Annotated in this window: 14 protein-coding genes; 6 read left to right on the top strand and 8 right to left on the bottom strand. The window is 38.2% G+C overall.

The window, feature by feature from the left end; genetic code table 11:
• Positions 1-3 precede the first annotated feature (3 nt).
• Together ABXG98_RS16300 and ABXG98_RS16295 are read left to right on the top strand one after the other, a co-directional pair.
• Positions 4-1101: an efflux RND transporter periplasmic adaptor subunit gene (locus ABXG98_RS16300; protein ID WP_353539762.1), complete on the top strand. Its 1098-nt coding sequence runs from the start codon at positions 4-6 to the stop codon at positions 1099-1101.
• On the top strand, positions 1102-4164 hold the full coding sequence (locus ABXG98_RS16295; protein ID WP_353539761.1) for an efflux RND transporter permease subunit: 3063 nt from the start codon (positions 1102-1104) through the stop codon (positions 4162-4164).
• A gap of 86 nt (positions 4165-4250) precedes the next feature.
• Here ABXG98_RS16295 and ABXG98_RS16290 read toward each other — a convergent pair whose 3' ends face one another.
• Positions 4251-6410, bottom strand: a complete 2160-nt coding sequence (locus ABXG98_RS16290) for a beta-propeller domain-containing protein (RefSeq protein WP_353539760.1) — start codon at positions 6408-6410, stop codon at positions 4251-4253.
• A 163-nt stretch (positions 6411-6573) separates the two neighbouring features.
• On the opposite strand from ABXG98_RS16290, the gene ABXG98_RS16285 reads away from it, so the two are divergent.
• The 4 genes from ABXG98_RS16285 to ABXG98_RS16270 are packed head-to-tail and all read left to right on the top strand — an operon-like array spanning position 6574 to position 9840.
• A complete protein-coding gene (locus ABXG98_RS16285) occupies positions 6574-7443 on the top strand; it encodes a MipA/OmpV family protein (RefSeq protein WP_353539759.1) in 870 nt (289 codons plus the stop codon).
• Positions 7433-7840 carry a DUF3019 domain-containing protein gene (locus ABXG98_RS16280; RefSeq protein ID WP_353539758.1) on the top strand — a complete coding sequence of 136 codons (408 nt, stop codon included), beginning with the start codon at positions 7433-7435 and terminating at the stop codon, positions 7838-7840. Before ABXG98_RS16285 ends, ABXG98_RS16280 begins: the two co-directional genes overlap by 11 nt.
• On the top strand, positions 7840-8535 hold the full coding sequence (locus ABXG98_RS16275) for a response regulator (protein WP_353539757.1): 696 nt from the start codon (positions 7840-7842) through the stop codon (positions 8533-8535). Before ABXG98_RS16280 ends, ABXG98_RS16275 begins: the two co-directional genes overlap by 1 nt.
• A 6-nt stretch (positions 8536-8541) precedes the next feature.
• Positions 8542-9840 (top strand): ATP-binding protein, encoded by a 1299-nt coding sequence (locus tag ABXG98_RS16270; RefSeq protein ID WP_353539756.1) that lies wholly within the window; start codon positions 8542-8544, stop codon positions 9838-9840.
• Positions 9841-9928: 88 nt separating this feature from the next.
• Here ABXG98_RS16270 and ABXG98_RS16265 read toward each other — a convergent pair whose 3' ends face one another.
• The 7 genes from ABXG98_RS16265 to ABXG98_RS16235 all read right to left on the bottom strand — a co-directional run bounded on the left by ABXG98_RS16265 (position 9929) and on the right by ABXG98_RS16235 (position 14898).
• Positions 9929-11395 (bottom strand): VWA domain-containing protein, encoded by a 1467-nt coding sequence (locus tag ABXG98_RS16265; RefSeq protein WP_353539755.1) that lies wholly within the window; start codon positions 11393-11395, stop codon positions 9929-9931.
• Positions 11388-12926, bottom strand: a complete 1539-nt coding sequence (locus ABXG98_RS16260) for an AAA family ATPase (protein WP_353539754.1) — start codon at positions 12924-12926, stop codon at positions 11388-11390. Before ABXG98_RS16260 ends, ABXG98_RS16265 begins: the two co-directional genes overlap by 8 nt.
• A gap of 107 nt (positions 12927-13033) precedes the next feature.
• Positions 13034-13177, bottom strand: coding sequence for a hypothetical protein (locus tag ABXG98_RS16255; RefSeq protein ID WP_353539753.1), 144 nt, complete (start codon positions 13175-13177; stop codon positions 13034-13036).
• A 47-nt stretch (positions 13178-13224) separates the two neighbouring features.
• Entirely contained in the window at positions 13225-13539 is a 315-nt protein-coding gene (locus ABXG98_RS16250) for a ParE family toxin-like protein (RefSeq protein WP_353539752.1), read from the bottom strand.
• The gene (locus ABXG98_RS16245; protein ID WP_353539751.1) at positions 13532-13663 is read right to left on the bottom strand and encodes a hypothetical protein; all 132 of its coding nucleotides are present in this window, start codon (positions 13661-13663) and stop codon (positions 13532-13534) included. Before ABXG98_RS16245 ends, ABXG98_RS16250 begins: the two co-directional genes overlap by 8 nt.
• Before the next feature lie 92 nt (positions 13664-13755).
• The gene (locus tag ABXG98_RS16240) at positions 13756-14427 is read right to left on the bottom strand and encodes a hypothetical protein (protein WP_353539750.1); all 672 of its coding nucleotides are present in this window, start codon (positions 14425-14427) and stop codon (positions 13756-13758) included.
• A gap of 9 nt (positions 14428-14436) precedes the next feature.
• A complete protein-coding gene (locus ABXG98_RS16235; protein ID WP_353539749.1) occupies positions 14437-14898 on the bottom strand; it encodes a hypothetical protein in 462 nt (153 codons plus the stop codon).

Below are 14898 nucleotides of genomic sequence, written 5' to 3'. Positions count from 1 at the left end.
CATATGCTTTTCCAAGCACATAAAGCTACATTTTTCACCGCATTTTTCTCTATTTTATTAGTGTCAGGTTGTGATAATGCAACATCAACACCCACTCAGCCATTGGTACGTCCCGCAAAAATAGTTACCGTGGTTGATGCAGCCAAACAAGCAATACGTAATTTTCCAGCAGAAGTCGAAGCCAACGCAGATTCTAAACTTGCATTTAGGGTTAGTGGTCAAATTATTGATGTTAAAATAAAGCCGGGCATGACAGTAACCAAAGGCGATGTATTAGCTCGTTTAGACCCAAGTGATTTTTTATTGCAGCTTGATGATAGAAAAGCACGCTACAATTTAGCTAAATCTAAATTTGATCAAGCACAATTATTGTTAGAGCGTAAATTGGCACCTCAATCGGCTTTTGATGAGGCCGAAGCCAATTTAGGGGTTGCTTTATCTTCACTAAATGTCGCTAAAAGCAATGTAGAATACACTTACCTTCGGGCTCCTTTTTCAGGCGATGTATCGCAAGTTTTTGTTGAAAAGTTTGACCATATACAAGCTAAACAAGCCATAATTCACTTACAGACACGCGATATTATTGATATTTCTATGCAAATACCTGAAAACCTTATTTCGCGTATTAATAAAAACAACCAGTATCAGCCAACCGTTATTTTTGATTCTCATCCAGAACAAGAATTTTTAGTCAGCCTGAAAGAATGGGATACCCAAGCAGATCCTTCAACCCTTACCTACAAAGTTGTCTTCTCTTTACCTACACCGCAAGGCTTTAATGCCCTTCCCGGTATGTCTGCTAACATTCGCATTGATCTGTCAAAAATCATAGATCTAAACTTACAACAATATATTTTACCAATAAGCGCGGTTTTTTCAGCTGAAGATCAGCCACTAGCAAATAATAGAAAGTTTATTTGGAAAGTTGAGCCAAGCACCATGAAAGTGACAAAAGTAGAAGTTGAAGTAGGAGAAGTGAAAAGCACTGGTATTGAGATACTTTCAGGATTATCCGTCGGTGATCAAATTGTTGCTGCTGGTAGCCACTACTTAACCGAAGGCATGCAAGTTCGCCCTTGGAACAGAGAAAAGGGGCTGTAAATGAAAATTACTGAATACGCTATAAAAAATAGCGTTACAAGTTGGATGTTCGCACTCATATTATTGGTGGGCGGGCTAGTCGCTTATAATGATTTAGGCCGGTTGGAAGATCCTCAGTTTACCTTGAAAATGGCCATGGTCACCACTGTCTACCCTGGCGCCTCACCAGTTCAAGTTGAAGAAGAAGTCAGTTATCCGCTAGAGAATGCAATACAACAACTCCCTTACGTAAAATTTGTTAAGTCAATTTCAAGCGCTGGTTTTTCTCAAATTGTGGTCGAGATGAAATCAAACTACCGTAAAGACGATTTAAAGCAAATTTGGGATGAATTAAGACGAAAAATTAATGATTTAACCCCTAGGCTCCCAGCCGGCGTTTACCCGCCAAACGTCATTGATGATTTTGGTGATGTCTTCGGAGTATTACTGGCCATTAGTGGCGATGGCTATTCCTATGAAGAATTAAAGGATTACTCAGACTATTTAAGACGTGAGTTAGTATTAATTAAAGGGGTAGGTAAAGTTAATGTAACCGGTGAACAGCAAGAACAAATCGTCGTTGAAATTACCCGCAATAAACTGTCTGCCTTAGGTATTCCCCCCGGTAGAATATATCAATTATTACAAACACAAAATCAAGTGTCTAACTCTGGTCGAGTAAAAATTGGTAGTGAATATATCCGTTTGCATCCTACGGGCGAATTTCAAACCGTAAAAGAATTAGAGCGATTAATTATATCAAGCCCCGGCAGCTCCGAGTTAGTGTACTTAGGCGATGTTGCAACTATTAGCCGCAATTACGCTGAAGTTCCTCAACACATCACTAACTACAACAACAAACAAGCATTGTTAGTGGGTATCTCTTTTTCATCAGGTGTGAACGTGGTAGAAATAGGTAAGCGCATTGAACAACGTATTAATGAATTGGAGAGTTTCCGCCCTATCGGATTAGAGTTAACTAACATCTATAACCAACCAGAAGAAGTAGATAAATCAATGCAAAGCTTTATGGTGAGTTTACTAGAAGCTGTTGCTATTGTGATCGCCGTTTTACTGATTTTTATGGGCGTAAAAACAGGTATTTTAATTGGTAGTGTGTTGTTGCTTACCGTTTTAGGTACTTTTATTTTCATGAACATGTTTCATATAGACCTGCAACGGGTTTCTCTTGGGGCGTTAATCATTGCCTTGGGGATGTTAGTTGATAATGCCATTGTCGTTACAGAAGGCATTTTAATTGGCATGAAAAAAGGACAAACTAAATTACAAGCATCGTTAGCGATAATCTCACAAACCAGCTTACCGTTATTAGGTGCAACCGTAATAGGAATTACAGCCTTTGCTCCTATTGGTTTGTCATCAGATGCCACTGGTGAATTTGCCGGCAGTCTATTTTGGGTGTTGCTTATTTCATTATTATTAAGTTGGATAACTGCAATCACGTTAACGCCATTTTTTGCCAACCTAATGTTTAAAGAAACAAAGGTGAGCAAGGTAACTGACAATGAAACGTCACCTTATCAAGGGGCTATTTTTACCGGTTATAAAGCCCTATTGAACCTATGTATGCAACATAGAGCTATCACGTTATTAATGATGGTTGCATTATTTGTCGTCTCTATCATAGGTTTTGCGCAGGTCAAGCAGTCGTTTTTTCCAAAATCAAATACGCCGATGTTTTATCTAGATTATTGGCGCTTTCAAGGCTCAGATATTAGAGAAACGCAAAAAGATCTTGAGTCGATACAAGCGTATTTACTCACGCAAAACAAAGTTACACAAATGACCTCTACCACTGGGCGAGGCGCGCCAAGGTTTATGCTAACCTACGCACCTGAAAAATCTTATGCAGCCTATGGTCAACTGATAATACGGGTTGAAAATAGAGACGCATTAACCGAAGTTATGCGTAATTTACGCCATCATGTGACTAATAATTTCCCTCAAGCGCAATTTAAAATAAAAGCCATGGAAATAGGCCCAACAACAGATGCTAAAATTGAAGCAAGATTTTCAGGGCCCGATCCCGATGTACTTAGATCACTTGCCTTACAAGCCTCTACCATATTAAAAAATGATGGAAAAGCGTTTAACATCCGCAATGACTGGCGCGAACGCACCAAGGTGATTCGTCCACAATTTAATGAAGCTATGGGTAGACGTTTAGGGATAAGTAAAAGCGATATTGATGAGTTACTGTTAACCAACTTTTCAGGAAAGCAAGTTGGTACGTACCGAGAAGGTACAAAATTACTCCCTATTATTGCCCGCGCTCCAAATGAAGAGCGATTAAATATAGACAGCCTACCTGAACTACAAGTCTATAGCTCAATCTCAAATAAACATGTGCCGCTAACACAAGTTGTTAACGGCTTTAAAACCGATTGGGAAGACTCTTTGATTATGAGGCGTGATAGAAAGCGTACCATTACCATCATGGCGGATCATGATATTTTAGGTAATGAAACCGCAGCAAGCCTATTTAATAGAGTACGAGCGCCCATTGAAGCCATTGAATTACCGCAAGGCTATTCATTTGCTTGGGGGGGTGAGTATGAATCATCAGGTGATGCACAAGCCGCATTGTTTGGTGGTTTACCGTTAGGATATCTAGTGATGTTTGCTATTACCGTACTGTTGTTTAACTCAATTAAAATCCCTTTTATTATTTGGGCAACCGTACCTTTGGCTATTATTGGCGTGACCTTTGGCTTATTGATGATGAACTCGGCCTTTAGTTTTATGGCCTTACTCGGATTATTAAGCTTATCTGGTATGTTAATTAAAAATGGTATTGTTTTGGTTGATCAAATAAACCAAGAGCTTAACGAGGGCAAAGCGCCGTATCAGGCTGTGTTTGATTCTGCAGTGAGCAGAGTAAGACCAGTATCGATGGCAGCAATTACCACAATTTTAGGCATGATACCCTTGCTGTTTGACGTGTTTTTTGAATCAATGGCTGTCACCATTATGTTTGGGTTAGGTTTTGCAACAGTACTGACCTTAATTGTTGTACCTGTGCTGTTTACTGTAGTGTATAAAATTAAATACCTGGAGCAATAGCAATAAACGCATGTTGCTATAACAATTGTAAGCTGCTTAACTTTTAATCCCTCACTGTCAGCAGTGAGGGATTAACACAATAGCGATTAAAATGGCCCTGTAACTTGTTCTGGGGTTGGCCAATAGCTGCGCCATACTTGATTACCATGAATATAATAAACATCGTCATCATGTATCACCGAGCGATCATCCCAACTTGAATATCCACCAGAGTCTTTACTTTCGCCTTTTGCCATAATATTACCAATGTGCATTAATTCAGCGTTAGCACTGCTGTTTGTCACTTCTAATAACGATAAAAAGTTTTCTTGCTGCCATACCATAAAGGTATTTTTACCATCAGTTGTTGTAGTACTTTGCCAGCGTTCAATTGGTAAAGCGAACCTATGCGTACCATTTTGCGTGGTAACATGGCTTAACGCTTTATAGTCATACTCAACTGGCGTATAACCATTTTCATAAACAATTGAGTGAATTTCACGGGGGGCACTGATATCGCTTACGTCAAACAACGACACTTTGGCACCTTCTATAATTGGGTCTACGGTAGAAGTTTCACTGTTATCATCAGTCGTTGTTGACTCATCAATAAAAACAACACCGTTTTCATCAATATTTTGCCCTACCCCAAGCAATAAACTGTCTGATATAGGGTGCAAATACGCTGAATAGCCCGGAATTTCTAATGCGCCGGCTATTTTGGGGTTATTGTTATCGCTTAAATCAATCACGTACAAGGGATCGGTTCTTAAAAAGGTCACAATATAGGCATTGTCTTTGAAAAAACGTACGGATTCAATATCTTCATAAACCAAGCCATCACCGCTTACTTTACCAATAGGAGTGGTGTTAACCGCATTAGGTAATTGCTTAACTAACGTGAGTTTATTGTCTGCTTCAAGTAGTACATTAAGCTTGTGTTCATACCCTACTCTTCTGTTACCTTCGGTGGTTACTACCCGTAAATAATTGTCTTGCTCGCTAAAACGTAAGTTCGACAACCTCCAATTAAAGCGTCCAGCTAAAGTGGCCGAATTAACATACGCTATGGTCATATCATCAATAGAAAACTTATGAATAATTGACGTTTCGGTATTGGTTTCAACGCTGTCTACCATACTATAATCATAATGAGTGCCGTACACATAAATAGACTTTTCGGTCGCATACAACCCATCGGTAGTGGTGTTTATACACACTGAACTTAATTGTTGGAGATTGTTAATATTGATAGCGGTTAACGTCATTATGGTGTCAAAACCATCTTTATCGGTGGCATTTTCGGCTAACAAACATTGTTGTTCGCCCACTAAGCTTTGCTCAACACCATCTTTGCCTTGATACTTAGGCAGTAAATCGGCAACATCGGTATTATTTATCCGTACATAGTTGGCAATTTTTTCTTCATCGGTGGTCGCATAAGTCAGGCCATCAATATGTGACTGGTAACGACTAACAATATATAAAACATCACCAACTCTTCGGCTATTCACAATACTGCCATCAAACTGAAAGCTATTAGTGACCTTAGAAATTTCAGGTGTACTAACATCAACAAATGAAATGTTAAAGGTAGGCTCTACATACGCTAGTGGGTCAGACACTAACTGACTTGAATAAATACTGTAATTTTGCTGCGACGTAGAAAGTACGGTTAAAATGTCATTGTTAAGATACAAGCCATCAATATTATTTGAGTCAAGCTCAACACTCACTTCACTTAACGGGGATATTTCACCGGTGTCAGCTCTTTGCATCACACGAATAGTACTAGTAGCTTGCATGGCTGGTGATAATGACGCTGAAGATTTTTCAGCACTGCCTTCTGGCACGCTAGAGGCGATGTTATAAGGGTAATAATTATTGTTAGCAATAAATAAATAGTTACCGTCATACTTTATTCTATCTGCTTCATCTACGCCTTGCTCTTGTGTGGTAGTACTTGAAAATTTACTGTCACTACTGCTAGAGCTTGCCTCTGATGAAGAATCAGCAGTGCTGGTAAGCTCCAACTGGGTATTAACGGTATACGTTTCACTACTACGTAAATAAATACCATTTTTTATATGTTGTGCAAATGTGGTTTGGGTATTAGCTGATAACGGTGTTATTGCAACGGTTAATTCATTTAACTCTGGTGGCTCAGTTGGCACTTCAATCACTGGCTTATCACTACCGCCACAGCCCGTTACTGTGATTAACAAGCCACTAAATAAAGCCACTGTTAACCTTTTTTTATAAAACATTGTTATTCTCCATGCGTTTTGTGTTTATTGGGTTTTTATAACAATAAACCTATTAGGATAAAAGTCTGTTGTTAAATGATATCAAATGTAATTAGATGTAATCGTAAGTGATCTCAGCCTCATTCGGTGTTAAATTATAGAAAAATCATGACAGAATACCGCTTTGAAATACTTACTACTATTACTTATTTTTGCTAGCCAACTCAGCTTTGCTCAGTGCGAAGCAAGCAATGACCAATGCGCCCCCGTGAATGAGTGGGAGTTTTCGTTAGCTGTTGGTGCCGGCATATTAACTAACCCTTTACATGGCAGCAGTAATATTCCGTTAGTACTGATTCCCAAAATCAGCTTTTATGGTGAAAACATCTTCTTTGAAAACAATGCGCTAGGCTATAGTTTTCACGAAACAGACAAGTTTACTGTCAGTGCTGTTGGCTTAATCAACCGCGAAAACACCTTTTTTAGCCGCTGGCACCCTAGCAATGTTTTTGTGCCGCTTGAGTCTAGCAGCATAAGCACCCCAAGCGACAGCGAAACGATTACACAAGACAACACCATATCAAAAATCGAATTAGACGATGTAGCACAGCGCAAATGGGCAGTTGATGCCGGAATGCAAGTTAATTGGTATGTTTCAGCACAAAGTACACTAGTGATGCGATTGTTACATGATATAAACAGCACTTATAACGGCTTCAATGGTAAAGTAGAATATAACCACCGTTTTAGCGCTTTTGACTTACCCCAAACACAATGGAAAATAACCACAGGTTTAAATTGGTTAAGCCAACAACAAGTTGACTACTATTACGGTATTGGCAAAAAAGATACAAAAAACAAGAGCAATTATTATCAAGGTAAATCCGCAATCAATCCTTATATAAAACTCAATACCGTGTACAAAATAAATAATAATTGGCGCTTAACCTTTACCGCACGCGCTGAGCATTTACCTAAAGCAATCAGTAACAGCCCGCTAGTAAAAAACAACCTCATTAAAACAATATTTTTAGGTGTGGTTTATGTCTACTAAAGCATGGTTGTTATTATGCGTGGTAAGCTTAGCATTTATTCCAAAAAGCGACAGTGCCCCACTTAACAGTGAATCGGCTGATCAGGTTGAACTATCACTTACGCCTCTTGCATGTTTTGTTAAAAAAAATGGCGATGTGTGCCATATCACCGTGAAAATTGATTGGCATTCAAACCAGCCTATTGACGCTTGTTTATATCAAAATAGCGAAAAACTGCATTGTTGGGCCGCCACGCAAAAAGCCAGTAAAAAAATTCCGGTTAGTCTCAGTGAAAACATGAAGTTTACCTTGCAAGGAGACAACCAAACCATTTATGCGCAGCAACAAGTCGCCATCGCCGCAAGTACCTCGCAAAAGTATCGACGTAGGCTACGCGCAGATTGGAGCCTATTTTAATGCAGCATATTTTATTAGTTGAAGACGATTTTCGCTTATCAGCCTTAATTCAACAGTTTCTACAGCAGAATAATTTTAAGGTAACAGTACTTAATAGTGGCGAGAAAGCGGCAGACTTTATTCTCAGTAAACAGCCCGACTTAGTCATTTTAGACATCATGTTACCGAAAATGGACGGCTTTAGTATTTGTCGAAAAATACGTCATCAATATAGCAAGCCCATTATTTTTTTAACCGCAAAAGACAGCGACTTTGATCATGTATCTGGCTTAGAAATTGGTGCCGACGATTATATAATTAAGCCCGTTGAACCTCACGTGCTTTTAGCGCGAATTCACATGGTTTTACGCCGAGTCAGCGCAAATAAGCAACAAGAAATGAACGAAATAGTGATTGGTAAATTGCGCATAGACAAAGCCTCTCGACAAGTATTTTTAGCCAATAAGCACATTGAACTGACCAGTCATGAATATGAATTACTGTGGTTACTTGCCGCTAACGCCGGAGAACCCCAAAGTCGAGATTATATTCATCAACAAATGATCGGGCGAGAATACGACGGTTTAGACCGAAGTGTAGACGTGCGCATATCACGCTTAAGAAAAAAGCTAGGCGATAATACCAAGTCACCTTATAAAATCATTACCGTTTGGGGCAAAGGCTATTTATTTAGCACCACGGCCTGGGACGAATAACCACCGATGCTAAGATTATTTATTAGTTTGTACCTTGCTGTAGTGCTGGGCTTGTTAACCATTAATTGGATTTCAGAAACGTTATGGCAATACCTTAGCCAACAAGTAAACAGCGCCAGCGTTTCACCCGAGCAGCCAAGGCAGCCAGCACAATATATTCCAGCAGAGCTTACCCATACCCTAGCACTGGCAAAATCACTACCGGGATTAATTCAAGCAAACGAGAAAAAAATAGCCTTATTTGAACAACAAACAGGCATTACTCTCAATTTTTTTGCTGAAAGTGATATTTCTTGGTTACCTGATCAACAAATGTTATTACAACAAGGTGAACCACTTGTTACCTACAACCACCAAGAACAATGGGTTATCTATGTTAAGTCAACAACCGAGCAACTGGTGTATCAATTAGGACCACTGGCCCCACCAGTAAATGAGCAACCTTACTTAAAATATATTATTTTAAGTGTTTCATATTTATTGCTAGCCGCCTTTTTAGCCTTGTGGTCACGCCCTATTTGGACCGACCTATTACGATTAAAAAACATGGCTGAAAAAATTACCCTAGGTGATTTAGAAGTTTCACAAAAAGTGAATATTGGCTCTCCCACGGCTATTGTTGTACAAACCTTTATTGATATGGCAAGTCGGATCACACGCTTAATTGCCGAACAGCAACAACTAGTTAATGCGGTATCACATGAATTAAGAACGCCATTGTCAAGGCTAAGGTTTTCATTAGCCATGATGAACAACATTGACGCTGAACAACTCATCGACATTAATAAAGACGTGCAAGAAATGGAAAACCTCATTGACGAAATGCTAGGATATGCCCGTATTGAAAGCATTAGCCAAGGGTTAGACAAATCAAACGTCAACATCAGTGAACTACTGTTTAACCAGGTTGATAAACATCAACGGGCCACCAGCAAAAAATTAACACTAACGGTAGAGCAAGATTTATATTTTCATTGCCACGGCTCATTAATAGAACGAGCTTGCCAAAACTTAATTACCAACGCTGTGCGTTACGCTAAAGGTCAAGTCGTAATAGCCGCCTCGATAGAAGCTCAACAACTGATGATAACGGTAAGTGATGACGGCTGCGGCATAGCAACCGAAAATCAAGCCCATATATTTGAACCCTTTGCCCGCATAAACAAAAGCCGAAATAAAAAAGATGGCGGCTTTGGTTTAGGGCTAGCCATTGTAAAACGCATTATAGATTTACACCAAGGCCAATGCTCGGTTGAGTCATCATCGTTGGGTGGTTGTAAGTTTATTATACGGGTGAGCGATTGATAGTTAACTTAACACAGCTTTTAGGCGTGCAAAGGTCTTCATTTGATCTGTGGTAGGGTCTCAGATATTCCAGAGACCCTACCACAAGCTAATTTAGCATTTTCCTTTCAAAACCTAACAACTCAACCACCTGGCTTGTATCTGGATCGTACACCCACTCGTGGTCAAATATTGTCTTTAGCCTGTGTTCCATAAAACATGAATCAACAACAAGAGAGTTAAACTTATTACCACCCTCTCTAAGCTTTTCAATTTTATTTAAGAGTGGAGTTGGCAACCCCGCCATAATAAAATCAGAAATAATCAACATATCGGCATTTTCATATTCATCAGTTTCCATCACAGAGACACCTTGCTCAATAGCCGGAGCTACATCGGTACCACCATGAAATGATTTCTGTAAAAAACTAATCAAATTATCTAACGCAAAGCCAGAAGATAAATCTAATGTTTCAATATTTGTAGAAAAATTTATTAAATAACACGCCCTGTTATCTTGCTTAGCTTTTAAAACCATTAACATGGTAATAGCTTTGGCAATCGTTTCCGGTGCTCCTTGCATTGAGCCACTTGTATCTACACATATAATCATAGGACCTTTGTTGTCACCTTCAGTTACTGAGTGTTCAACTTCTACTTCGTACTCATTATCAATGTGCTGGATTCCTTCCATATCAAAACACAGAAGCCCAGACTCAATATACTTTAAGTCAAACAGCAAAGAAGTTTCTGGATCAGCCATTAAAGCCAATTCACTAGGCAAGGCATGTTCGATATCTTTGCCTAATCGTATACCCACAATTTCTTCTTTTGAATTGATATCAGGTACGGGAATCTTTTCACAAACTAATTTCTGTACTATTTCAATTTTTTCACTTTGCTTAGCTTGGTTAATACGCCCCATCATTTCTAGTAAGTCTTTCACACCTTGGTCATTTTTTAAATATTCCAACCAACGCTTTATGGGCCCTATATCATGAAGTGATAAACTACCACTCGATAAATCAAAAAATGCTCCTGGTTCAAGCCCTAAAGTTTCTACCGCCTGTAACAGTTCCAACAGTGCATTTAACTTTTCAAACAACTCTTTTAGGAACCTTTCTCGCAACTTACTAACCTGCTCTAGCTCCCACTGAGTTCGCAGTTTATCTAACAATTTTCTCCATTCATTTCGAAGCAAACTATGTGTGCTTTGTAGATCTCGTTTCATCTCTTCTGTTAATGCATCAACTTCAACAGTTGAGACTAGCTTCGCGAGCTCTTGCTCCCAAAACTTGTTAAATCGAGTTTTTGACCTAAAACACAAAACCTTATAGTTACCTATTTGCTGCTTAATGTTTGCTAGCTCAGAGGTACTATCAAGTATTGATAAATATAACTGCTCATCCTCATAGTAAGGATACTCAACATCAAAATGTCGTTGAGTACTCTTTTGCCAATTTATAATATCTTCGTCTACTTGAGACCTAGTTACTGGGCTCGCTGCGAATAGAGATTGATACTTATCTTCAATCTCAGCCATCATAGCCTTAGCTTCTTTTTTGATATTATTCACAGCAAAGCGCCTCTAAACGTTGGCAATCTTTAATTCTCACATCTATATCTTTCAGTTGTTTTTCTACGCCAAGTAAAGGAACTTTTAGTTGTTCTACATTAACAAAAGGTGACTCTAACTGAGCTTTATAGGTATCATTTTTTACTTGGCAAACTTCTAAGGTAGCCATTAATTTTTCTCGGACTTCAACGACAGAGCCTTTTAACGAGTCAATAAGCCTTAGATTAATACCTTCTTTTTTATCTCCCTTATAAAATTGTACCTTGGGGGTAAAATTAGCCTCTGAATCATAATAGTTTTCAAAATTTTCAGCTTTAATCAAACAAGTTCCCTGTCCGTCAAAGCTACAGTCATAATCATTTAACTCATTCCCATTTGCATCAGTAGGTTTAAATGCATTTTTACTTTTCATTTCTGCTATTGGGATATATAAAGTACGCTTTGCAGTTTTTCTATTCCAACTCTCTTTATATTCAAAATTTATAACGGCTTTAAAATATTTTTTATTACCTATTTTTTCTGTTTTATAGACATCACTTTTGTAAAAGAGCTCCTTATTAATTTCTTTATCAAGCGTGTCCTTTTCTTTATCTAAATCAGCTAAGCTAATATCAGAAGTAAAACCAACACCTTTGATACTTCCATGAACAATATCAATTACAGACTCACGGTTTTCTTCACTCGTCCAAATACAATGACTTAATAATAATGCATCACTATGATTGGTTTCTTTTCGTTCATTAAAAAAAGCAGAGGCTTTGAGTAACTGAGCCGCTTTTTGCCAACGGCGATCTGAAACATACACACCAAGCTCTTCAAATTGTTCAGAAAGTACTTTACGAATAGAGTGAATAATTAATAGCGTTTCATTCGATAAACTGACGGAGTTAATCTTCTTGCCCCAACTCTGCCACTCATTTGCAGTCACAAGTAACTTGTTAGGTAAGTTAATGTCTGCATTTGTAGGGCTTCCATTAATTAATGCTTCAAAGTTATCTTTTCTGCTTATTGGACCTACCATCAAACGTACAATGAAGCGATCATACAAAGCATCCAAACCTTGGTTTTCTGGAGGTGTCTCATTTGATGCAGCAATTAATGCCTTCAGTGGTGTGTGTTCAACCTCATCACCGTTTTTAAAGGTTTTCTCATTAATCATTGTTAACAAGGTATTTAAAATAGCTGGACTTGATTTCCAAATTTCATCAAGAAAGGCAAATTCAGCTTTAGGTAGGTATTTATCTGTCTTTCTTGTGTAGCGGCCTTCTTTTAGTGCCTTAATAGATACAGGGCCAAACAACTCTTCAGGAGTACTAAAGCGGTTCATCAAATATTCAAAATACGTTGGTGATTCAAAAGCACACGAAATACGGCGTGAAATTAAACTTTTCGCTGTACCAGGAGGACCATAAAGAAACGTATTTTGATTTGATAAAGCACCTAGCAAGGCAAGTGAAATTATTTCCTCACGCTCATGCATTCCTGCTGATATATGCTCTACGATGTTTTTTATTCTTGCTTGTAAACTCATTTTGTTTTCCTTTTATAATACTTCAAACTATCTATAGCTTTGGCAAATTGGTTTAAAAAAGTTAAGTGCTCATACTTCTTATGAGCACTTTTTCTATTAGTTATTGTTTATGATTGTTTCTTGTTTTGCTGCTGAATTTGCTTGCTACGGTTACCTTGAGCCTGATCGTATTGACGATTAGTACCTGAAGTTCCTTTATTAGCGTTTTGTTGATTAGCTGCATTGTCTTTAGGTTTGATGTTTTTACTCATTTTGTTTTCCTTAATTTTATTAAATTGAAAGTTGCGCAGTCACATGACTAACGCCTTCGACGATTTAAAAATGTGGTAAAGCTTTTGCGTGTATAAATTCCTAAAGATGTCCAATATTCATCTTTAATCCCTATTAACATGCGATGGCTGTGGCTGATACGCATACGATAAAGATTTGGTAAACAACGAATCTTTTTTGCCCCCAAAAGCTGCGGGTGCATACCGGCTTGTAATTGATTAAGAACTTCCGAACTTTTTGTTAGCACAGCGTTAGGGAGTATTTTACTTGAGCAAATAACATAGCCATTTTTCTCACAGGGAGGCTCTATGCTAATAAGCAACTTTCCTAAAGGCTTAAGCATTATTTCCTCTCTTAGCTACTTCATTGGCAGAGAAGAACTGAGGCATTAGTTGATGTTTTATAGCTTTATCTGCGGGACTTAAGTGCTTAGCATTAAGTAAATAAAGCAAAATTAAATGATACATATTGTACTCCTGTTCATCACCACACTATGCGGTGACTTCAGGAGCAAGTATCAAACTGTGAATTTCACAAAAAAGAGTTTATTGAAAATAAATTAATATTTATTTAGGAGCGAATGGAATTCTTCGTATTCTTTGCGTTTTGCTTGATAAAGAAGGTTTAACCACTGCCCTTCACCATTAATAAATTCAGCAGAAGCCTGTTCTAGTATCTTACCCAACTCAGCAAATTGATTAGTTATAACCGCTTTAATCGCGCTATCATACTGTGAAGGGTTGTTGTCAGCAGTAATAACATTGGCAATTAATTCAACAGAGGTAAATTCACCAGTACTAAACGGATAAGGTATTTCATCTTTTACCCAGTCAATATTGCCTTTAGATAAAAATGCATCTAACTCCGGCAGCCGAGACTCTAATGCCTGATAAAGCATTTTTTTAGCACGCCACTCTGCAAAGTGTTGTTCTAGCCTATCTTGAGGGATCTTCGCCCCATTTAACCACTTTGTTACCTGTTTTTTATCCTCAAACAAGGTATCAAGAATGACTAAGTTTCGGATGAAGTTTTTATTTCCTGATCGAACAGGTCGAGGTGTGTACTTATCAGCTTCAGAATAACTATCAGCTTCATCTAAAAGCTGTTCTTTTAAGTTTTCATCTTTAACATAATAATTGAGCCTATTACGTAAACGCTCAGGAAGAAGTTTTTGTTCAATCCCTAATGCTCTTGATGCAATTGCAGCAATGCTATTACCTTTTTTCGCCATCAGAATCCCTTAGTGACAATTTAACGCTGTAGCAACATAAGTTAGAGCTAGAGTCACATTCATATTCTTCATTCCCTTGGCAATAAAAAGGTATTGAATATACTGTTTATTAACATCACAAGCTTCTGCAACCTTATATATTGCACCAATACACATGCCAGAATACATTGCTTCTTTTAGGGTTGTACTCATATTAAGAGGGAGTAGTGCTTCTTTTTGCTCAACAAATTCAGCGCAAGCCACAGGTAGCTCTTCAAAAGCGTGTGCATTATAAGAACTTCTATAATAAGTTTGCTGATAACCAGTACACTGCCCTGCAAGAAAGGCTTCGGTTATTGAGGTCGACATTTTACTGAGCAATGCTTTTTTCTGTTCATCTCGCTCTTCACATGCTTTGACTATATCAATGCCTGCAGCACTGGCTGATAAACTATAAAAACACAGTAATAATATAATGATTAAACGTAGCAT

It is taken from the genome of Colwellia sp. KU-HH00111 (assembly GCF_040362745.1).
Taxonomy (GTDB): domain Bacteria; phylum Pseudomonadota; class Gammaproteobacteria; order Enterobacterales; family Alteromonadaceae; genus Colwellia.
The sequence above is the reverse complement of the archived record's forward strand: the minus strand, read 5'-3'. Positions and strand labels throughout refer to the sequence as shown.

Coding starts and splice junctions, on each gene's coding strand:
- ABXG98_RS16290 (WP_353539760.1), bottom strand. CDS start 6,410: ATGTTTTATAAAAAAAGGTTAACAGTGGCTTTATTTAGTGGCTTGTTA.
- ABXG98_RS16240 (WP_353539750.1), bottom strand. CDS start 14,427: ATGGCGAAAAAAGGTAATAGCATTGCTGCAATTGCATCAAGAGCATTA.
- ABXG98_RS16245 (WP_353539751.1), bottom strand. CDS start 13,663: ATGTATCATTTAATTTTGCTTTATTTACTTAATGCTAAGCACTTAAGT.
- ABXG98_RS16295 (WP_353539761.1), top strand. CDS start 1,102: ATGAAAATTACTGAATACGCTATAAAAAATAGCGTTACAAGTTGGATG.
- ABXG98_RS16255 (WP_353539753.1), bottom strand. CDS start 13,177: ATGAGTAAAAACATCAAACCTAAAGACAATGCAGCTAATCAACAAAAC.
- ABXG98_RS16235 (WP_353539749.1), bottom strand. CDS start 14,898: ATGCTACGTTTAATCATTATATTATTACTGTGTTTTTATAGTTTATCA.
- ABXG98_RS16260 (WP_353539754.1), bottom strand. CDS start 12,926: ATGAGTTTACAAGCAAGAATAAAAAACATCGTAGAGCATATATCAGCA.
- ABXG98_RS16300 (WP_353539762.1), top strand. CDS start 4: ATGCTTTTCCAAGCACATAAAGCTACATTTTTCACCGCATTTTTCTCT.
- ABXG98_RS16250 (WP_353539752.1), bottom strand. CDS start 13,539: ATGCTTAAGCCTTTAGGAAAGTTGCTTATTAGCATAGAGCCTCCCTGT.
- ABXG98_RS16280 (WP_353539758.1), top strand. CDS start 7,433: ATGTCTACTAAAGCATGGTTGTTATTATGCGTGGTAAGCTTAGCATTT.
- ABXG98_RS16270 (WP_353539756.1), top strand. CDS start 8,542: ATGCTAAGATTATTTATTAGTTTGTACCTTGCTGTAGTGCTGGGCTTG.
- ABXG98_RS16275 (WP_353539757.1), top strand. CDS start 7,840: ATGCAGCATATTTTATTAGTTGAAGACGATTTTCGCTTATCAGCCTTA.